At 26.9% G+C, this 22,872-nt stretch carries 17 protein-coding genes and 1 pseudogene; all 18 read right to left on the reverse strand.

Annotation, left to right across the window (positions count from 1 at the left end; genetic code table 4):
- Nucleotides 1–79: 79 nt before the first annotated feature.
- Nucleotides 80–4,516, reverse strand: a complete 4,437-nt coding sequence (locus ACI2WZ_RS03150) for an FtsX-like permease family protein (protein WP_500244593.1) — start codon at nt 4,514–4,516, stop codon at nt 80–82.
- 12 nt (nt 4,517–4,528) lie between these two features.
- On the reverse strand, nt 4,529–6,862 hold the full coding sequence (locus ACI2WZ_RS03155; RefSeq protein WP_500244594.1) for a hypothetical protein: 2,334 nt from the start codon (nt 6,860–6,862) through the stop codon (nt 4,529–4,531).
- A 37-nt stretch (nt 6,863–6,899) separates the two neighbouring features.
- Nucleotides 6,900–7,682, reverse strand: a complete 783-nt coding sequence (locus ACI2WZ_RS03160; protein ID WP_500244595.1) for a hypothetical protein — start codon at nt 7,680–7,682, stop codon at nt 6,900–6,902.
- Nucleotides 7,683–7,855: 173 nt separating this feature from the next.
- A complete protein-coding gene (locus ACI2WZ_RS03165) occupies nt 7,856–8,722 on the reverse strand; it encodes a hypothetical protein (protein WP_500244596.1) in 867 nt (288 codons plus the stop codon).
- Nucleotides 8,723–8,834: 112 nt separating this feature from the next.
- Nucleotides 8,835–9,689 (reverse strand): Pr6Pr family membrane protein, encoded by an 855-nt coding sequence (locus ACI2WZ_RS03170; RefSeq protein WP_500244597.1) that lies wholly within the window; start codon nt 9,687–9,689, stop codon nt 8,835–8,837.
- A 47-nt stretch (nt 9,690–9,736) separates the two neighbouring features.
- On the reverse strand, nt 9,737–10,057 hold the full coding sequence (locus ACI2WZ_RS03175; protein WP_023789631.1) for a hypothetical protein: 321 nt from the start codon (nt 10,055–10,057) through the stop codon (nt 9,737–9,739).
- A gap of 224 nt (nt 10,058–10,281) precedes the next feature.
- Nucleotides 10,282–13,161, reverse strand: coding sequence for a cation-translocating P-type ATPase (locus ACI2WZ_RS03180; protein ID WP_500244598.1), 2,880 nt, complete (start codon nt 13,159–13,161; stop codon nt 10,282–10,284).
- 159 nt (nt 13,162–13,320) lie between these two features.
- Nucleotides 13,321–14,728, reverse strand: a pseudogene (locus ACI2WZ_RS03185) (glycoside hydrolase family 1 protein).
- A gap of 102 nt (nt 14,729–14,830) precedes the next feature.
- Nucleotides 14,831–15,586, reverse strand: coding sequence for a MurR/RpiR family transcriptional regulator (locus ACI2WZ_RS03190; protein WP_500244599.1), 756 nt, complete (start codon nt 15,584–15,586; stop codon nt 14,831–14,833).
- A gap of 24 nt (nt 15,587–15,610) precedes the next feature.
- On the reverse strand, nt 15,611–16,432 hold the full coding sequence (locus tag ACI2WZ_RS03195; RefSeq protein WP_500244600.1) for an aldo/keto reductase: 822 nt from the start codon (nt 16,430–16,432) through the stop codon (nt 15,611–15,613).
- A gap of 93 nt (nt 16,433–16,525) precedes the next feature.
- A complete protein-coding gene (locus ACI2WZ_RS03200) occupies nt 16,526–16,921 on the reverse strand; it encodes a lipoprotein (protein ID WP_023789641.1) in 396 nt (131 codons plus the stop codon).
- 90 nt (nt 16,922–17,011) lie between these two features.
- Nucleotides 17,012–17,863, reverse strand: a complete 852-nt coding sequence (locus ACI2WZ_RS03205; protein ID WP_500244601.1) for an HAD family hydrolase — start codon at nt 17,861–17,863, stop codon at nt 17,012–17,014.
- 24 nt (nt 17,864–17,887) lie between these two features.
- Nucleotides 17,888–18,475: a ribosome biogenesis GTP-binding protein YihA/YsxC gene (gene yihA, locus ACI2WZ_RS03210; protein WP_023789645.1), complete on the reverse strand. Its 588-nt coding sequence runs from the start codon at nt 18,473–18,475 to the stop codon at nt 17,888–17,890.
- 20 nt (nt 18,476–18,495) lie between these two features.
- Nucleotides 18,496–18,822: a hypothetical protein gene (locus tag ACI2WZ_RS03215; RefSeq protein ID WP_023789647.1), complete on the reverse strand. Its 327-nt coding sequence runs from the start codon at nt 18,820–18,822 to the stop codon at nt 18,496–18,498.
- Between the two features lie 79 nt (nt 18,823–18,901).
- Nucleotides 18,902–19,438: a hypothetical protein gene (locus ACI2WZ_RS03220; protein ID WP_500244602.1), complete on the reverse strand. Its 537-nt coding sequence runs from the start codon at nt 19,436–19,438 to the stop codon at nt 18,902–18,904.
- On the reverse strand, nt 19,439–20,038 hold the full coding sequence (locus ACI2WZ_RS03225; protein WP_500244603.1) for a hypothetical protein: 600 nt from the start codon (nt 20,036–20,038) through the stop codon (nt 19,439–19,441).
- Between the two features lie 133 nt (nt 20,039–20,171).
- Nucleotides 20,172–20,660, reverse strand: a complete 489-nt coding sequence (locus ACI2WZ_RS03230) for a hypothetical protein (protein ID WP_500244604.1) — start codon at nt 20,658–20,660, stop codon at nt 20,172–20,174.
- A gap of 138 nt (nt 20,661–20,798) precedes the next feature.
- On the reverse strand, nt 20,799–22,865 hold the full coding sequence (locus ACI2WZ_RS03235) for an MOLPALP family lipoprotein (RefSeq protein WP_500244605.1): 2,067 nt from the start codon (nt 22,863–22,865) through the stop codon (nt 20,799–20,801).
- Nucleotides 22,866–22,872: the final 7 nt, after the last annotated feature.

The raw sequence follows: 22,872 nt of genomic DNA on the forward strand, positions 1-22,872 counted from the left end.
TAAATATTAGCATATAAATCATAATTATTAAAAAAACCATTCTAAATACTTAAGATTTAGAATGGTTTTAGAAAGTTTTTTAAGAAACACCTATTAACGATGCTAATTTAGTTTTTGACATACTATATATTATTACAAAGTAAGCGATTGCAAATATCAATAAACCAGAAACCAATATTATCGGGAACACAGTTCAACTAAATGATAAAGGCACTGCAATATTTAAAGATATTAAAATTTTAGGAATTGCTGTGTAAATAATTAAAGTTACTAACACTTCTGCTAAAACTATTCCTATCAGTGTTAATGGTAGGAATATCCACATAATTATGGAGTTAACTTCACGCATCGAGTACCCTTGTATTCTCATATAGTTCATAAATCTTTTATATTTACCTACAAATAAGTCGGTAATTAAGTATATAACGATGATGGCACTAATAATTGAAATACTTACAAAGACAATTGATAAACTCGTTGCTGAGCTAATCAAGTTTGAAGTAGCTTCTTTTCGTACTTTCATATAATCAGTTTTACCAATTGCGGTTGCCATATATTGTTTGAAACCGTCTGTTGTTATATTTCCATCTTTTGATTGGAAAATGATTCTTTGTAATTGATCTGATATCATATCATTTGAACTCATTTTCGCATTACTTCAGATGTTTACGCTTGTTTGACCAACTTTTACTCTTTCTTTAGGATTTTTATATCCAAGTATTTCATTAGCCTTTTCTTGATCAACAAATATTTTTGGTTGATCATAAGTGTCGACTATATCAACAACTCTATAATTAATTTTAGATTCATTTGATAATTTATTATTAACGAATAGACCTTCTTTAAGAGCTATGTTTCATCAATTGTTAGTTCCACCAAGTAAGTTAGTAATCTGAAGAGGTTCTCATTTATCACCACGATACATTCTCACATCAAAAGGTTTTACAATGATATTTTCATTAGTTGTGTCTACATCAAATCCAGAATACTCTTTATACTTACTATTAACTTCTTTCAATAGTTCTTGGTTAAATAGTTTTTTAGGGATTTTCAATTGGATATTTTGTAATTTGTTATAGTTACTTAGCTTATCATTATCTCTATAATTTCATTCAGACAACTTATCATCATTTTGCTCATAAAAAGTTAGTTTACTTAAATCCATTGAGAAGACGTCTTTAGTATTTTTAGAATCAGAATAGCTTCATCAATCATTATTTACGGGTGTAAATGAGTTATTTTCAGATTTTAACTCTATTATATTTTGTTCAGTTGCTAAATTAATTTTTGAACCGATATTGTATCCTTTTAATTTAAGTTTCCTATTTATAATGATTGGTATTTCATCATCTCGCATACTTTCAAATAACTTGCTTCTATTTTTGAAACCTATACCTTTGAAATTAGATTCTTTATCCAAACCATATCCAAGAACATTTATACCGTCTTTTGATCCATCTAATATTCTAGCGTCGAATTTTGTAAATAGCTCATCTTCATTTGAGTTGAAAGGAATTGAACCAAATCCATATGTAAAGTTCTTAAATTCTGAATCATCATTATCCCATAGTTGCTTAATAGATGATGGCAAGATGTTATTAGAAATTTCTTTTATACTTTCTTTATATGATCTTTTTTTATTGTCACAACTTAGTGATTTTTGATTGAATAGTTTAGGAATAACTTCACAAGTTAATTGATTTAGATACGTTAGAACAAGATTTTCTTCCCCTTTATTAAATAAACTTTCATAATGGTCTACCATTTTATCCATTATTCCAACTGATAATACATTTCCTTTAAATGTAAATAAATTATTTATCAACATTTTTTCAAAGTAATTTTTATAATCTCCCGAGTTTTCTTTTCAATAATTTTTAGATGCTTTATCTTCACCAAATAAAGTCACTTCTTTTCCTTCTTTGGTTTTTATAATACCTGAAAAAGTTGAAGCATCCATAGTACTTTGAGTAATATTGTTATTCAAATTATAAAATGAATATCTAGACAAAGGGTTATTTGGCGTATTGTAGGAGTATGTGTAGTCATTATTGTAACGAACATTTCGGTAATATTCATTGGACATTGTTGATAAAATGCTAGGTGTGGCTACAGAAACCATTAAAATTATTGAAGAAATGAACATCACTGTCAAAAAGATGAAAATGTCTTTCAAAGAGACAGAAACAATAACACCTCTTAATTTAGAAGTAAAATTGATATATTTAATTCGCGAGAATATTCTAACTAAAAATAAATTAGGATGCGAGCTTTTTGAAGGTTGTAATAATGTTAAAGGACTTTGTCTAACAGTTAAATATGCTGTCATATAGACCATAAAACCAACAACAAGGAAGAACCCTAATCACATTATCAATAAAAATTTTCAATCAATTGTTAACATTGAAGGAATATTAAAATAATACTCAAAAATATTCATGATTGGAGTTTGCAAGAATACACTTATTGCTCAACCAATTGGAACTGTAATAATTATTGGTAACGTCATATACATTACATAATTCACTAATATTTTATTATTGGTGGTTCCTAATGATTTTAGGGTACCTATTTGAGATCTTTGAGATATTAAGATTTTTCGTACAATATTGTATACCACAAATAAAATTATTAGTAAGAATATGACACAAAATACTACTGCTATTAATAAAAATAACTTTGTGACACTACCAAACAGTGTACTTCTTAAATTTATCAAATTAGTATCTTTATAGCTTTGGACATTTATTCTTGACAAATCTGAGTTTTCACTTAAAGAACCTTTGCTAGCATAGGCTTCTTGTTGTTCTTTTACATCATTTATATTAACCAAATTATCTGCTGCATATAATTTAAACTTAGAAAGATTGTCTTTTTTCTCATGTATCTTTCCGTGATAATACATATACCCTCTACTAACGTCTTGGTATTTACTATCATCAACAATGTTGTTTTTTTGATTGTTAGTTTCGTTAAACATTGTTCTAAAGGTATCATTTGATATATAAAATATCGCTTCATTTTGTTGATTAGTTAATAAGTCTTCTTCGTAGATTGATGGATACACATTTTGAGAGTCAACACCAATTGCATCTAATCTAAGGGCTCCATTTTTACCCTGACCAGGAAAGATTTCATACTCATCTCCTAATTCCATATTATTATATTTAGCATAACCACTTGATACCATGAAACTCTTTTCAGTAAACAGAGATCCATCATCAACTTTTAAACTTTCGTAAATAGTGTAATTTTTTCTATTATAGAATTTTACAATATTTTCATTTTTTTCGTTTTTTTCATTATAGAATGCAGAAACATATCTAAACTTTTTACCAGATGAGTCTCACATAACAACTTCACTTGTTAAATCAATATTAAAATCTGAGAGATCACCTAATAAAGAATAATAATTTTTAAATAAATCTCTAGAAATTAATGGATTAGACTTTATATTATATGGATTATTATTAGTCCCTGGATTTATAAAAAGGTTATAAGCAGAAAAGTTTTTAATTAAATAACTTCCAAACTTTTTAAGTGTGTTATCTGGGTCCAAATCTTTACCATTCAGTTTAAAGTTTTTATCTTCACAAATAAAATATGAGTTTTGATCGTCTTTATCGTCCTTTACTATGTTACCAATTCTACCATTATAACCGTTTTTGATGATATCATCTTTGGTTTTATCACCATTTATACCATCACCATTTATGTATTTATTCATCTTTTGTACTTTATCATCTTTTAGTGTTTCATAGTAATTCACCATAGAAGACTTTATAACTGATGTGATTGAAGAATTATTAACATAGAACATATAATCAAAAATATCAAGAGCAGTTTTTTCTGTTTTCTTAGATAATTTGCCTTGGAAATAATCATTTTTTTCATATAACTGACCAATTAATGATCTTTTGAATGCATTAGAGTTTTTATTAAATCTATAAAAACTTCCAAACTCCATACTTCTGACTTTTTCTATTTTTTGTTCCTTAGTAAAATTAAGTATGTAATCTTTTTCAGATGTTGGCTTATAACTTAAGTCTTTTTCTGAAGATATTACGTTTGGTTCTACATCACCAAAGTGAAAGTTAATTCATTTTTTGCCATCATTACCTTTGTCACCAATTATATATATGCTTGAATCATAGCTACTTTTGTTTTCTTTTAATCCATCTTTAAATGTATATGCTTTTAAAACACCATTGTTTCCACCAATCGTAAGTGTTGGAAAGTAATTATTTTTATAATCTTTTACTAAATCTGAATCAAACGCAAATCACGGCGACAGAGTTTGTGTATCGTTAGATTTATATTTACTAGAAGTATATCTAAATGAGTAATCGTGGTGTTTACTATGACTAGATACCTGATTATTGGTTCTTAATAGATTGGAAGCAGATATACCAAAAGTTGCTGTAAAAATTACAGCAATACTAATTAGTATAATATATATTGAAAATTGTATATAATCTTTCAAAAGGTTTTTCAAACCATTTTTAAATAATAGCATCGTCCACATTCCTTAATATATATTGAAAAACTCCAAATCTTTATCATTATAACATTTCAAAGAAGTTATAACTCACAAAGGTGTATCTGGGTCTTTACTAATATTTTCCCATATTATTTTATATTTATTACGAACATTTTTATAATTATTGTAATTACCTAAACCATCATATTTTATTAGATCTTCATCATTGAAATTACCATTGAACATGTTGTTGTTTATTAAAACTTCACCTGAAATTCTTGATTTATCTATTTTGTTTTCTAAAGTTTTGGCAACCTCTTCTTGATGTTTGATTTTAGTTTGATAAGGATTAAAGTTTTCTGGAACATCTATTTTTTTATATTGATTTGATGCATTTGAAGAGATATCACCAATTCCTTGATATTCTAAGTCAAACTCAAGTTTGGCACCAATACTTGTATTACTAGTTGAAGTAATATTTACATTTTTAGAAACTCAGTAGTTATCATCTATCAAGTATTTGATTAATTTATTATGAACATCTTGCATTTCATTTGAAACTGTATTTTTGAATCCTGCAAATAATTGTCTAAATTCTTTTGAACCGATTACATTGTCATTTTTTAATCCATCAAAAGATCTTTTTAAGAAACTACCATCTTTGAACTTACCATTATCATAGCCTAGAATTTTCAAATACTGTTTTTTAGAGGCAAGGTCGAATGAACTAAATTTAAAGTTTTCAAGTTTATCCATAAATTCACCAGCTTGTTTCACTTGCTCTTTTATTCCATCATTAGTAGCGTCTTCAAAAACCCTATTCAGCATATTTAAAAGATTTATTCCTCCTTGACCATCATTTTGGATGATGTTATTTCATAAGCTTCTATCTTTGTCAATTTGATTTAATTGCGAAGAATAAGCTTTTTCAAATGGAGTGTTTTTACCGATCATTAAACGGTTTGTGAACTCAACTTTTTGTTCTTTATTAAGATTTTTATAAATGCTAGTTAGATCCATAATAATATTTTTTAAGTACTTCATATTAGTTCCGTTTTCGTTTATGTCATTTGGCATTAACCCATATAACTTATCAAAACCAATATTTTCAGGTTTTGGGCTTGGAATTAAACCACTTCCACCGACATCTGGTGCTTTATCTAATTTAAAGTAATCTTTATTAACATCAAAACCAACTGTTTTAAGGTAATCAACAACTTCTTTATTATTTAATAAATTGTAAAATCCTTCTCATCCAGAAGTTATTAATTTAAATCCCTGCTGTTGCATTAAAGTATGTGCATTTGGAGAGAATAATCCACCGGCCTCGGTAACTCTTGTAGGTAGCACATAGTTAAGATATTCCCCTAATACCAATGCTCCAGACTCGGTTTCAAAGATATTATCTGGCATACCACCAAACATATTAATATAACCATTAATATTCATTTTTCCAGCAGTATTAGTTAGTAATGAACCTGTGTTATTAAATTCTAAATCTTTGCCCTTAAATTTAAGCTTTGAGCCATATTCTTCATTTGTATTCTTTGCATTTAAAATTTTTATATCATTGTTCAATTTAGTATTGATATCTAATGATTTTATTTTGTTCGCATTATTTTTACCTTTTGTTGTGCTTATTAAACTGTTATATCATGCATAACCACCACCATTTGTTCCACCTTTTTTATCAGTTGCACTAGATTTAGGTCCACTTGTACTATTTGTATCTCCTGGAAAACCACCATCAAGACCATTGTTTAATAAGAAGTTAGTTAAGGCACCTGTATCTTGAATACCTCAGCTTAAGTTTCTTCTTTCTTGGTTATTTGATAATTTTAAATCTTTATTAAGACCTGCAAGATAACCAGTTGCATTATCTTTAGGTTTATTGTTTCCAACATTACCACTTGCAGAAAAGGTATCTTCAAATGAATAGGCTCCATTATTACCTTTGATAAAGTTTTGATAAAAGTCATCATCATACATACCCATAACATAACTTGCATACATACCTGCATAATTATCAACATCAAACTTATTAATGCTTGGAAACATAAGATTTTTGAATTTAACCACATCTTCCAAGGCATTTATTTGTTTATTCTCGAATGAGTATGAAGTTGGTATTCTTAAAGCTGTATTAGTTGGTGTTAGATACATTGATAAAATTTCATTTAAATTATAATTTAAGTTTTCGTGTCTACTACCTATTATCATTTTAGTAATAGATTTAACACCATCGAACATATCTTTTTGTAAAGTTGTTAAATTTTCTGAATTATTATTGGACTCTTTATGTTTATTACCACAAGCAAGTGTGGCTGAAGAAGAAGCCCCTACTATAGTTGTTATTGCTAAAATATTCAGCATTTTTCTCATTTTCTTTTTCTCCTTAAATTCAATTAATCTTGTTAAATTAAATGAATTTAAGGTTTGGAGGTGTAGTTCCTTTTTTGAATATGAGTATAATATTAGAAAACTTTACTTTTATTATTAAAAAAACAGACTTCCTTACTAAATTTAGAAATAGTTTTATTTTTTCTATAAAAAGTAAGATTATTGTAGCAATACTCAAACCAAGAATAGCTTTTTTATAAATAGAAATGTTTTTGAGTATAATATAATTTCTAAAATCTATCATTTTCTTGAATATAATTGAAGCCAACTTGTAAAGTATCACCATTACAAATAGAAGTGTAGAAAAAATTATCGGTAAAAAGGAAAAAGACATCATTAAAATCAATTCATAAATTAAGTATTGAATATCGAATATCTCTATGAAACCAAAAAGTGAAGAAGTTAATACGTTATCTTTATAATTTTGGTGAACCAAGCTTTCGATATTGCATTCTTTAACCATAACATTAATTATAAATAATCCAAGAAATGGTATCACTAAAAGAAAGAATCTATAACTGAAATAAATAAAAGTTTTAAATATTTCTTTAGTGGTTATTTCATTCTTCATTAACAAACTTAGTTTCTCACGTTTAGAATATTTGACAAGAACAGATATGTATATGCAATTTATAAAAATAGCAAATGTTATATTAAGAACAACTTTAAATATTATAAAAATATTTATATTTTCAAAAGTGACAAAATAATTTTCTAATATAAAAGATGTAACAAATAATGACATCAATGTCAAAAAGAGCAATACTTTTAAGCATATAAAATGTTGTTTACTTGCTCTCATAAAAACACCTCTTTTGATTTTTTTCAAACTTATATAAAACTTACTTTATAATTAAGCAAAAAGCAAGGCATTTGGCTTAAATATTTGAGTTGGTTAATCAGTTTAAAATTCCACTCAAGAAATTAAAAAACTCCTAAAAATTTAGGAGTTAAGTGTTTTCATATATCTAATGATTAAATTTCAAAAAAGTCTAAAAATATGTGGTCGTATATTCTTTCCATTCAATACAGTTTGTGTGAAGCTGATTTACTAAATTTGCTTTTCAAACGAGATTGAAGTAAATCGTAGTAACTTGTTCATATTTTTGAGTAAGTTTTTAAAATTTCGTTATTTATTTCTTTAATATCTTTTGCTTCTCTATTATTTAGATCATCTTGACTTAATAGTACAAATATTCCGTTTTTAGATTTTAAATTTGGTTTTACGCAAGTTAAGTTTAAATAATTGCTTTCAAATTCAACATCCTCAAATAAACTTTCATTTGAGTAATATTGATCTTTAATTAGCTTGATGTAGTTAGAAGTTACTGATTGGTTTCCAGCTGCCATAGTATTGAATGAATTAATAAATGTTGGTACTAATAGCATGTCCATAGAAACCATTGTAAAAGCTTTTACAACAGTTAATTTTGGGCTAGTTTCCAAAAATGTTAGAATTTCATATTTTACCAAGACTGCTGTAAAGAAATTTGAAGCAACTGTTCAAAATAAAAATGTCAATGGTGAGAAATCAATATTTCTTTGAACATACACTTTAGTACGGTCAACATGTAATTTAATTTTAAATACACTTATTGATTTATAATAAGTATTTATTTTAAATCAATTTATCAAAACAAATTTAAATAATAAATAACCTGCACCAATAAAAATCAAAATACTTAAGTAGCTTATGTTATAAAAAAAATTATATATAAATACAATAAGTACTGATAATAATATTGTTTGATCTAAAATGAAATATGAAAACGCACCCTTTTTAAGTCTCATTAAACCATTAATGAACTTCATCTGATCTTTTACAAGATTTGGTTTTTCCATAAATTTCTCCTTTTTATATATATTGATAATAAATTATTATATATAAAAAAAACAAATAGTCATTATTAAGTGTAATAATTTTATTTTTTAAAAAAATTTTTCTTTTTGAAAATTATTTATTATTAGAAATACGTTCGGCTAAGTCATAATCTTTAGAAATTTTTCAATTCAATAAAGCTCCCAATCCAATAATAAATCCAATAATCACAGGGATTGTTAGGATTAACAATACTGGACCACTAATTGGAAGTCCTTTTAATGGCGTTGGGTTATGTACTTCAAGAAAAAAATATGGGTAAGGTCTATGTGGTTTTGCTAAATCCCAATTAGAATTATAGGCTCTAAATATCATTTCACCCCTTAATAGTGAATAAATTAGATATATAATTGGATAAATCATTGCATACAACATATCTTTTTTAGCAAAATTTCTGAATGATTTAGCTACGAAAGTTCGATCATTAAATAGGAAGACATATAAAAACATCATTAACGGAATTATTAAATGTAACATCATTTGTTGAACTCAAGCATGCGCATTAAATATTTTACCGCTCATTAATGATGCTGGTAAAATTACAGAATTATAGACTACACCAGTAATTATTATGTAAATTGTTATTGAAATTGTGGCTTCTCTTAATAAAATTATTGATTTTTTTCAAGTTTTTTTGTCACTAGAATGCTTTAGTGCACTAACAAAAAATCAAATAAGAACCATTATGTTTGATTGAATGGTAAAAAAACTCAAATATCTTATGGTAAAACCTTGATAATCATTTCCATAAGAAGTTTTTGAATCATTTAAAATTATTCTTCAATCAATACCATCAAAATCGAAACCGCTATTTGCAATACTTACGATGTTTGTTGTATAAGTGTCTATCAACACAGCAAAAACTAATAAAGCAGCTATAACCTTATATAAATATTTTCAATCTTTTCAAACTTTTGTTTTAATTTTCATAACAAATCCTTAATTTGATAAAAGAATATTTTTTATCTCTAAAAAAATTATTTATCTAGTGCTGTTTCTATTTTACCTGATGATTTGAAGTAAAATATTCCAATATTAAGAGCTTTTCTTGCTTTTATCATATTTATATCAAAGGTTTTCCTATTAACTAACAAGAACGTTGTTCCACCAACAATTGAAAATAAACATAAGACACTCAATATTACAAATAAGCAAGCAAATATTATTTCCAATCTTCATCACCTAGGTCTTATAAAAATAAGAACTGATGCTATTATTGAAAATAGTATGAAGCTTATAATTGATATGATTAATACTTTTTTAATATTTTTCTTTATATTTTTAATTGTTTCATTCATTAAAAACAACTCCTACTAAGAAATTATAACATACTTCAACATTACTAATAAAGGCATAATCTTATTACAAATTATTCAAATTATTATTATTTATATGTTGTTATCATTTATAGTACATTACCAAATTAGAACTTGAATTTATAATATTTCCGTTAATTGAAAAAAAAAAAAAAAAATCTAGAGAGTGTTTGCTCTTTAGATTTTAAAAAGATTAATAATTGGTATTAACTTTGTAAGCTTTTTCTTTTTTTCTTTGTTTTTCTCTTATCGGTAGCTATCATTTTTTCTAATATCATTTTATTTCTTCTTCTTGGTTCTGGGAAATAATGATAACTGACAAAAATTATTCCATCCACCATTAAAATTAAAGTTCCTGGTATCATTGCGAATGCTATAAACATTGGAACAAAATATCAATTAGAACTATTATAACTATTTGTAGGAAGTAAATTAAGTACGTTATTATTCAACCCAGGTAAGAAAATAACAATAACATTCAAGGTGAATGATAAGATTGAAGACATTCATAAAGGTTTATTTATTATTATATTAAGTTTTCTCGAAGCTTTTCAATTAGAAAGTTTTATGAAGTTAGCATATAAACATGGAGCGATTGTAATTGTTATAAATACAGCCGTTCTTCCATAATTACCTAACCTTGTTTTTTTCTCAATATCCAAGTTAGGATCTCTTAATGCTTTTCATCAAGAACTATAATTATTAGACTCAGTTATGTCAATTAGCTCATTATTTGTTAAAAATGTCATACCTAAATAATAAGCGGCAACGGTTGTAGTTGTTGTAAAGAATATTATTTTAAATAAAGTAAACACAATTCCTTTAAATAAAGAGTTTTTACCTTTTATCGGTTTTATCTTCATCAATGTATCATCGTTTGCTCCCATACCAATCGCTAAGGCTATTAGTGATTCAACAATTAAATTCATTCACAAAATATCTGTTGCTTCTAGTGGTGAAACTGTGTTTATTGATGAAAGAATAAAGATTGATATTACATTGGCAAGGTTAACACCGATTACAAATGCAATGGCACGTTTAATTTTTTGATAAACGTTTCTACCTTCATGAACTCCCTTAATTATTGTTTCAAAATTATCGTCGGTTAAAATTATATCACTAGCTTGTTTTGCAACATCAGTACCTGTGATACCCATTGCAACCCCAATATCTGCTTTGGCAAGTGAAGGCGCATCGTTTACACCATCACCAGTCATACTTGTTATGTTATTTCGTTTTTGTAAGGCTTCTACAATTCTAACTTTATGTTCGGGGTTAACTCGAGCAAATACCTTTATTTGCTCGATGATATTGTAAAGTTCTTCATCAGAAAGACTATTTAGTTTTTCAGAGCTCATAACCTCATCTTTATTGTCGGTTAAATCTAAGTCCTTAGCTATCGCCAACGCAGTAACAGCGTGATCACCAGTTATCATAACAACTTTTATTCCGGCATCTCGTGCTTTTCTCACAGCTTCGATTGCGGAATTACGAACTGGGTCAATCATTGCTACACCACCCAAGAATGTTAAATCATGTTCTAAATCATCTTTATCTGAAAAAGAGTCATAATTTTCGTTATATGCAAATGACAAGACCCTTAAAGCATCATTGCTCAATTTATTGGCAATTTCAAGTAAAGAATCTTTATCATCTTGGGTTATAGGTCTTTCAACATTGTCAATCATAATTTTAGTACAATGTTTTAATAGTTCATCAATAGCTCCTTTAGTGAATATTGTATTTACACCATTAATATTATTAACGGTTGTCATCATTTTTCTTTCACTATCAAAAGGAATTTCATCAATTCTTTTGAATTCTTCACGAGCATCTTGTTCGTCATAACCTATTGTTTCAGCATAGTCTACAAGAGCTAATTCTGTAGGATCTCCGATTCTTTCATCGTTCTCAGTCACAGAGTCATTACACAAGACTAGGGAATTTAAGAATAAATCCATGTGTTTATCTTTTTTCTCTTTAGAATAATCTTTTGATTCAATGATTTTGTTATCCATAATCATTTTCTTAACTGTCATTTTGTTTTGCGTTAGTGTACCAGTTTTATCTGTACAAATCACATTTACACTTCCAAGAGTTTCGACAGCTTGTAGTTTTTTAACAATAACATTTTCTTTTGCCATTTTTTTTGTACTTATACTTAAAGTTATCGAAACAATGGCAGCTAAACATTCTGGGATTACACCAATCGCTAAAGTAATTGCTACCATCAAATAATTTGATCATGCATTTTTGTTACCTGAAAAGAATAAAGTAATAAATATCAGAGCACCAATTACGAAACTCATTAGCGCAACTCATAATGTAAATTTCGCTAATTTTTTCTCTAACGGTGTACTTTCTTCTTCACTACTATTAATTGATGTAGCAATTTTACCTATTTCTGTATCTTTACCGGTTTTAATTACAATTCCAATTGCTCTACCAGAAGTAACAAAAGTTGACATAAATGCTATATTTCGCATTTCTGCCAATATATTTGTTGGTGTTTTTAACTCTTCGTGAGTTTTTTCTACTGGTAATGATTCACCAGTTAAGATTGATTCATCCAAACATAAGTCGCTTGCTTCAAAAATTCTCAACTCAGCAGGAACATACTTACCAGCTTCAAGAATAACAATATCACCAGGAACTAATTCAGATGCGTCAATTTCTTGTTGTTGATCATTTCGTAAAACAACGGTTTTTGGTTTAGACAAACTTTTTAATGAGTCCATAGACTTTCTTGCTTTAACACTTTGAACAGTTTCTAGTATAGAGTCAATCAAAACGATTGAAAATATTACAATACAGTCAATAAACTCATCAAAGTGAACTTGTCAATTATTGCTTATTAAGGGTGCAATAATACTAATAACTCCAGCAGCTATTAAAATCAATTGAATTGGCTCTATTAAAGTCTTAAGAAATATTACATACCAAGGTGTCACTTTGGCCTCAGGTAGTTCATTTTTCCCATATTTCCTTTGTTTTTCTTCTACTTGTTCGGTAGTCAAACCTATTTCTATATTTGAACCAAGTTCTTTTTCTAATAAATTAATTTTTTTCGACAGATAATCGTCCATTTTTGTCACAAATCCTTTTACATTATTTAAGAAAATTATAACAAAAATGTTCTAATTTTTAATAAATTCTTGATAAAGCTTTTAAAATTTTATATCTTTATTCTGAAAGTTTTTTAAGTTTCAAAGTTTTCTTAATAATTACCTATAAAAAAGTAGAATTTACAAGTTATTTCCATTTGAAGAAATAACTTTTTTGTATCAATAAAAACTTGCTTTTTTATATCGCTTCAAGTCTTTAAAGTTTTTTTCTCCTCTATTTACATAAACAAATCCGTACATTTTGCTAAAACCTTGGTGTGTTGATACTAAATCAACAGCACTTCAAGGAGAATATCCAAATAATTCGACACCATCGTTGATGATTTCTTTTATTTGTTCGATATGAGACCTTAAATAATCTATTCTGTAGGTGTCATATATTTCATTATTAGAAGTTAAAACATCTTCTGCTCCTAAACCCTTTTCTGTTATTATCAATGGTAATCCATAGCGCTCATAAAGGTTTCTTGCTGTTACTCGTAAACCAACAGGGTCAATTGTTCAACCATAATTATCACTAGTTAAATAATCATTTTTTTGTACATCATACATGCCATAACAATCATTATAAATATGCTGATCAGTTTTTTTGTTTATATTATCTTCTTTTGTGTACGAACTTTTTTTTAACAGTTAAAGATGAATAATAATTAAAAGCTATGAAATCGGGCTTTCCACTTTTGATTATTTTCATATCGCTTTTGGAGATTTTTGGAGTGTAATTATTTTCTTTAAAGTACCTTCAAACTATTGGATTATACTCACCTTTGACAGCTAGGTCCAAATACAACCAATTCCTTAATGCATTTGCATTTAACTCCGCCATTTTATCTTCGGGATTACACGTTGCTGCATAAGCATAAGAAATATTAGGTGCTGGACCTATTTTAGCATTAGGTAACATTTTATGACATAATTTTATAACTTTCGCTTGTGCTAATGTCATATAGTGATTTTGTTGATATAATTCTTTTCAAGAATTACCATTTTTACGATTACTTACTCCAATCGCATTACCTGCTAAAATTAGCATATTTTGTTCGTTGATGGTTAGTCAATATTTAACTCTATCTCAAAAAGATTCAAACAATACTTTCGCATAGTTTAAAAAAGCCTCAATAGTAACTTTCTTATTATTTCATCCACCCAGTTTTTCTAGTTCCAATGGAAGATCAAAATGATAAATTGTTAGAATTGGTTCTATACAATATTTCAAGAGTTCATTTATTAGTTCGTTATAAAAAGCAATACCTTTTTTATTAACTTCTCCAAATCCATTTGGGAAAATTCTAGCTCAAGATACAGAAAATCTATAAGATTTTAATCCAAGTTCAGCCATTAAAGCAACATCTTCTTTAAATCTATGATAATGGTCGGAAGCTATTTCGAAGTTTGCTATACCAGAATTCTTATCTTTGATATCTTGGATGCTCAACCCTTTACCATTAGCATTGTATCCCCCTTCTACTTGATAAGCACTTGTTGACGCTCCCCACAGGAAGCTTCAAGGTATATTATTAGTTTTCATATTCCTTTCCTTTAATCCTTTCGTTTTATATTTAACAACAAAAAGAAAAAAAGCACATCTTAATTAGTGCTTTGGAAACTATTTTTTAAAAAAGAAAATATTTTACAGTATCTCGTATATATAGAAAAATAATTGTGTTAAGGCTATATGTCTATAAAAAAAACCAGAGTTATCCCCTTCAAAAGTAATTATTTTCTGACTTTTTTGAGGAAGATAATTTAGCTTCTCGATTTGATTTAATGTAGAAATAATATAATTAATATTTTGACTGAAATAAAGATAATTTTTTTTGATAAACTTCAATAAAGTTTCGTTGTCTCTTCCAGTTAAAATAATCAGGTTTATTGAATTATCAAAGACATTAAGCTTCTTTATTAAATAGTTTTGTTTTGAAACATCAATTATTTGAGAGTAAATATTTGAGTTCAAAAGTACTTGTGCTAAAAAATTCGCACTCTCCATCGATTGAAAACTAGGAACAATATTTACACTTTTAATATATTTCAAATCTTCTTTAAAAGATTTAACAAAATCAACGTCTTCATAGACTCATTTAATAATTGAATTGTTTATAAAATCTTTTTTATCTTGTTCAACTGACTTTAATTTTTTTTTAGTTAAAATTTTTTGATACTCTACTTTCATTAATACTATCAACTCACGATAACCACTGCAATTTATAGATTGTGCAAATTTTGTAACTGTTGACTTTGCTACATAACAATCACGTGAGATTTCGTCTTGTGTTTTAAAAACTCCACTTGAGTACATTTCAATCAACTTAGTAGCTATTAATTTAAATGTAGTTTTCTTAGTTTGTCTTGATAAGTTTTCTAATTGTTCATAGATTGACAACATAAACTTATACCCTTTCAACAAATTTTAAAAATCAAAGTTATTTGGATCTGGTCCGTCACGGTACTCAGAAATACTTGCTAATAATTCCATATCTTCAATAGTTAATTCAAAATCATCTATTTTAATGTTTTCTACAACCCTTTCTGGTTTAGAGGATTTTGGTATAATGACATACCCCTTTTGATATGCTCATCTTAAGCATATTTGAGGTTCACTTTTTTGATACTTCTTAGCTAATGTTTTGATTTGTTCTATATCAAAACATTTTCCTCTTATTAATGTACCTCATGACTCAACAACTATTCCATAATTTTGACAAGCTTTTACCAAAGAATTACATTGAAGTGCAGGATGTAATTCAAACTGATTAATGACAGGTTTAATTCTTGCAACCTTCATCAGTTCATCCAAATGTTCATTAAGGAAATTACTTACACCAATTGATTGAACTTTACCTTCATCAACCGCTTCTTCAAGAGCTTTTCAACATTCTAATCTTTTTTCTGTTGGTCAATGAACTAATACCAAGTCTAAATATTCTAATTCAAGTTCTTCAAGCATAACTTGGATAGCTAACTTAGCTTTTTCATAATCGTGGCTACTATTCCATACTTTCGATGTTATGAATAATTCCCCTCTTGGTACACCTGAATCTTTTATTGCTTTAGCAATAATCTTATGATTCCCATAAATTGTAGCAGTGTCTATATGACGATAACCTGCTTTTAAGGCTGCTAGAACTGAAGAATATGTTTCGTGTTCGTTAGTTAATTTATAGGTACCAAGACCTACTTGCGGAATTTCTAATCCGTTATTAAATTTTAGATATTTTTTTAGAATACTCATTATGATTACCTCTTTTTGTTATTTTATAACAAAGATAAAAAAAATGTAATTAATACAATTATTAATTACATTTTTTATGATTTAAAATTTGTTTTATTCTGTAATTTTTACATTAAATGATTTTGTTTCTTCTTTGCTTGATCATATATATTTGTCTTTATCTTTTGAATCGCTGATTGAATATTTATATTTTACTTTAATTGTTTTTGTGACAACGCTAGCCTCAACAAATAAGATTTTACCATTAGCAGCAGGATCAGCATCATTGGCAGTTACATTATTAACAGAAGTTGCAGCATCTTTTACTGCTTTAATTGCTTCGTCGTTATTTTTGAATGTTTTATCTTTTACTGCTTCTTCGATTTTTGCTAACATATTTTTTTCTGTTTCACTAGTTTCTTTTGAAACTTTTGTTCCACAAGAGATAACTGTCGCACCAGTTGTAGCAACCATTCCCATTGCTCCTAATATTCCAAGAATTTTTTTCATTTTATTCCCTCTTTCCATATGATATTGTATTCAAATTTTTTCAAATACAATTTTTATGATAGAGAAAAAAAAGAAAAAACATAGGTTTTTTTAAATAAACTCTTCTATTAGTTCTGTAATTTTTTTACCAACACCGTCATTATCAATGGAATCGATGACCTCTTTAGATAGTTTTTTTATTCCATCAATGGCATTTCCCATGGCATAAGAGTTAGGAAAGACTTTAAACATTGGATAATCATTAAACTCATCACCAAACACGTGAACATCTTCATCAGATAAGTTAAAATGTTTCAATAAAGCTCTGATACCCCAATCTTTACCAGCACCTTTTTTATAAATTTCTATATTAGTTCTTTTATTATAATTGAAAGAAATTATTTCAATGTCTAAATTTTTCAATGCATTATAGACATCCTCTTTTTCTTGAGAAGTAAAGCACTCTACATTGATTGAAGGGAAAGACTCTAATTTAATAATGTGCTTATATAATTCTTCATAATTATTGTAGACATTAAAAGCCTTATCTTTTTTATGAGAAAAGTCTCATTTTATTTCTTTGAACTCCATAACATAACCAGCATCTTTAACCAAATGAACTTCAAAATCTCCTAATAAACTATATTTGAAGTTTTTTTTGTGTAATATATCAACTATACTTATCAATTCTTCATTAGAAAAGTGTAATTTATCAATGTAAGAATGTGTAAAAGGGTCAATTACACTGATACCATTTGTTGTTATGAGAGGTAGCTTTATGTCCAATGTTTTTGCATGATCTACGGTTAAAAAATAATTTCTACCAGTAACAAAAGTTAAAGCATGATTGGTTTTTTCCTTAAATTCTTTAATAAGATTTATAGTATTCATAGATATTTGATTGTTTCTGTTAACAATAGTCCCGTCTAAGTCTGTTGCCACTACTTTTTTGATTTTGTACATATCGATTCCCCTTTTTCTCTAATATTATGGGTTGATCATTTCAACTAGTACATCATAAACATTTTGCAAACTGTTTTTTTCCATAGAGGAAATTGACAAAAATTTATCCGTATCCACAACTTTTAAAGTTTCTTTTATGATTTTTTCATTTTTTTTGATATCGTTTTTTTTGCATTTGTCTTTTTTTGTTGCAACAATCAAAACAGGTATATTATGGTGTTTAAAAAAATTATACATTTCTACATCATCGTTTGTTGGTTTATGTCTTAGGTCAACCAGCTGACATACGAATTTCAAATTATTTCTAGATGTTAAGTATTCATCCATCATTTTTGCAAACTCAAGTTTTTGTTCATGATTAACTCTCGCAAAACCATAACCAGGTGCATCGACAATTCTAAACTCACCATTATTTATGTCAAAAAAATTCAATAATCTAGTTTTTCCAGGAGTTGAAGAGGTTTTAGCTAACTTATTTTGATTAGTTAAGGCATTTATAAATGTTGATTTTCCAACATTACTTCTTCCGATGAAACAAACTTCATTAACATTGTCTTGTATTCATCCGCTTTTCTGAGCTGCTGATTTTATAAATTTAGCTTGTTTTATCATATATTATTCCTGATCTATAATTAATCCTTTTGTATTTTTTCAAAGGGTTTAATTAAATTTTTAAATTCCTTATCCAAGTTTTGGAAAGGATCTTTAGTTGACTTTTCACTAATTAATACTACTTCGTAGTAGTATTTATTCAAATCTGCTACATATTTTTCTTGCTTTTCTATTTGTTTTTCGGTTACTTCATTATCAACGTTATCACCGTAATAACTTTCTTTAAGGGATTTCAGGAAAGTTTCTTGCATTTCTAAGTATGAAAAAAAATCTTCTTTTTTTATTTTTTTAATATTCTTTTTTGAAAATAACTTTTTTTCCTCTTTATTTAAAAATGTTTTCATCATTTCGACTTCCAACCTTTCTTTAATATTATTATAATTATAATTTAAAGAGTAAGAAAAAATGTATATTATTTTAATAAGTTTAGTTTAGCTTAAATCAATCATATAATTCTCAATGATATTTGATAGTCATTGTTTCAATGTTTTCCTCTTCATTTTTGAATGTAATTATAAGTGATTTTCTTCTTAATGTTGGTTGAATCGATATTATAGATTCCTTAGAAATTAAATTATTGATAAAAAAATAATTGCCTTGATATTCTGCAATATACATAGAATTAATTATTTTTTGACCAGTTAATATTATTAACAAAATAATCAAAATATAAAATAAGTATAAGATATTAAAAACCAAACCAAGATGGTACTTATCATTTTCCCCAAGAACCAAGGACATTGTTCCTAAAGCTATATTAATTGATAAAAAGAAAGGTACAATAAAGCAAATTGTTCAATAAAACAGATGATAAATTGGTTTTCTTATATATACACGATCTTTATCTAGTTTTTGCAATTTCCTTAATCTAATAATAGTGATTGTTAACATTGATAAGTAAACTAATGTACAAATTAAAATCATAATTAACCCAGTAATTATTTTGGTTTTTGATATTATCATTTAATTATTACCTCCCTCTATAATTTTTTTGAATGTCATAAGTAACTCGATATCCGAAATATTAATACGATATCTAACTTTCTCTAGAACAATTTCAATTCCATTATATCAAGTCTTATCAATATTATAAGTTGCCCCATAAATATTTTTTATCTTTGTTATAGGGAACTGTATAAATTCATTTGGTGTTTCAAACAACACGCGATTATTAGTGACAAAGATACTAGTTACTAGACAACTTTTCTTATGATTTATATATATTAAAGAAAAATTATTTTTTAAGGAGCGATAAAATTCGAATTTAGGATTTGCCTCATTGATAGACTTTTTCTTTTGTTTCTTAATTATTGGATAAACATATAAGGGTATATTTGAAATAAAATAGTAACACTCTTCATCTTTTGGCATTTCATATTTTACATCATATGTTTTTAAAGTAAAATCTGGTTCAATATTCTTTAAAATTTGAGTGTATTCTTTATTTAAGGACAAGTAATTTTTATGTCTTACCTTATATATTATCGCCAAGGAACCTGTAATTAATAAAGCAAATATTCATATAATTATTATTATTACTAGCATTTTTTCTTTATAACCCATAGTTTTACTCCACTATTAACTTTCTTTTTCATTAAAAGAAACTATTTTTATTTTATAATTAATCTCATCATTTTAATATAAAATAAATCACTTGTAAAAAATAAACAAGTGATTTATCGAAAACAATATAAATTTAATACTGATATATACGTTTATTTTTGAACACTCTTAAAAACACACATGCAAACACTGTTGTACCAGTATATTGTATACATTCATTTATTAGTGATTGAATTGCTCTACTACCATCATATGTAATTCATGCATAAGGTACATAAATGAATACTGGTAGGTAAGCTATGTAAACCACAATGTACATAGTTATTCTTTTTTTAAGTAAAAAGACTATTAGAAAAATAAGTAACTTAACCACTATCGTGATTGGTATATATATTATACCTCCACTAGCTAAATCAATTAATATTCCCGAACAAACGGAGGCAAATACTAATATAAAAAAAGGAACTGTGTTAACTAATGATAAAGAAATAACTTCTGATAACTGAAGGATACCTTTACCTGTTTGTTTTGTAAAGTAACTAGATAGCATTCCTAAAACAACCATAAGACTTGTTAAAAATGCGATCATAACCATATTTTTAGTATTTATTTTTTTATTCAAACGAATCACCCCTATTAAAATAATTTATAATTTCTAATGTAATCAATACCTTAGATATTTATTTTAAAGGGATTTTTAAAAAATAGCATAAAATTTATTTTTTTTATTTAAAAAACCCACAAAATGTGGGTTTAAGATTTATTTTATTAGATTTATTTCTGATACTTTTAATTTTTTATTAACCACTTTTAGTTTAATTTCAAATTTGTTAGTTATTTTTCCATCTGAAACAGTGTATATAAAATCGTTTATATCTTTAATCTCAGTAGTCACTGTTAGTTTTTTGAATACTTCAAACGCTTCGTTTGTAATTTCATCCATACTCTTGTTGTATGATTTTAAATAACCATCGATAACTTTCATTAAAGGTTCTACAACTGGTTTTACTTCTTTCACAATTTTAAATAGTTGTTCTAAAACAGAATCAGCTTTGATTTTAGCCTTACCATCACTAGTTTTTTCTAAACCTAGGATAAAGAACATGTTTTCTACATCCCTAAGTGCTCTTACTAAGGTGTCGTCTTTTCTCATTTTTACAATCAAATCTTTGAATGTGTCAAAATTTATTGTAAAAATATTTGGGTTTGTAGCTTGCAAAGAACTATTAAGATCCTTAATAATATCTGCTAAACTTTTTTCTCCAAAAATAAGACTGAATGTACTCATTTGTTGGTTAAATTTTTTTGGCTTCTCAGTATTTCCACCAATTCCTAGTAAACCACCACTTAAAATATTTTTAATTGGGTTATTTAGTAATCCTTTAATAGATAAATTTAATTTTTCATTTTTGTTATTTCATAAGTAACCTAATCAATCTTCGTTGAAGTTTTTTCAATCACCTTTATCATTAATTGGTTTTAGTATTTTTTTTAACATTTCAGGTAGTTTGTCAATAAAAGTTGGTAACGTTGCAAATATTCCCGGGAAAGGATCATTATCAAATTTTTGACCTAGACCATAATCAAACAACTTTCTTACAAAACTACTAACATAAATTTCAATAGGTCCAACTTTTAGGCTTTCCCCACCAGCTAGTTTTTCAACAACAGCAGTTATGATAGACATATATCCATCAGATGCATTTGACTTATAAGGTTTATTAAACTCAATCTTTTCATTAGTACTTAAGAAAATGTTTACTAAGTTTTTAAAGACAACACCACTATCATCTTTAACCATTTCTTCTAAAATATTTAATATATTTTTAACATCGAAAGAGTTTTTCTTTATGTCAATCTTTTGCGTTCTTTTTTTATCAACACTCTCAATAGTAAGTAAAGATTTTCCATTTAGTTCATCTTTGAATGAGTCAAGATACAAAACCATAGTTCTTACGAATCTAATTACTTCAGCTATAGAGTCGATATTTTCTAAAATATCAAATTTAAAACTTTTTTCACCAGAGAATAATCCTAAAACGTTTGTAGCAATAACATTTGTTGCTTCCTTAAAATTGGTTTTAATATCTTCATTAGATTTGTAAGCTAGTTTTTTTACATTTTTTCCGTTTATCAATTTATTTACGGCATTAGACAAACCAATAACACTTGAATTTAAAGCTTCTTGGTAACTCATATCTTTATAAATATCATTACTAAAAGCGTTTTCTAATGTTTCTAATGTTTCATCGTTTAAAACATTAGCCAATGTTTTTAAAACACTTGGAGAAATAATTGATGATATTTTATCAACATTACCTGCAAAACCTAATAAAAGTTGTCCAACCTTACTAGGATCACTTAGAAGGTTTAATATTGTTGGCACCATTCCAGTAATTGATGATAGAGTTGAAACAATAGAACTTTCTGGTGATAAAACTTCTCCTTGATAAATATCATCAGATAATTTTAGATCATCAGATAGTAAATTGCTATCTAGATATTTATTATAAATTTCACTATATCTAGTTGTGTCCATAACACCTTCATTTTCATTAAAATCTTTTAATCCTAAATCACTCAAATATGAGTTTTTTATTTTTTTAGCCATTAGATATTCTGAACTAAAGTGATACTTATTTTTTCCTAACTCATTTTGGTTTAAAAATAAACCCTTTGAGTAAGAAGACATGATTTTTGATATTGAATCTTGTTGACTTTTATTGTCAAAGTTTATCTGTTCACTTTCTGCTTGACAAGCAACAACAGTTGCACCTGCAGAAACAGTTAAACCAAGAGCACCTAATAGTCCTAATAATTTTTTCATACTTTAC

Origin of the sequence: Spiroplasma endosymbiont of Megachile willughbiella, from assembly GCF_964273395.1 — a bacterium.
Classification (GTDB): Bacteria; Bacillota_I; Bacilli_A; order Mycoplasmatales; family Mycoplasmataceae; genus Spiroplasma_A; species Spiroplasma_A apis.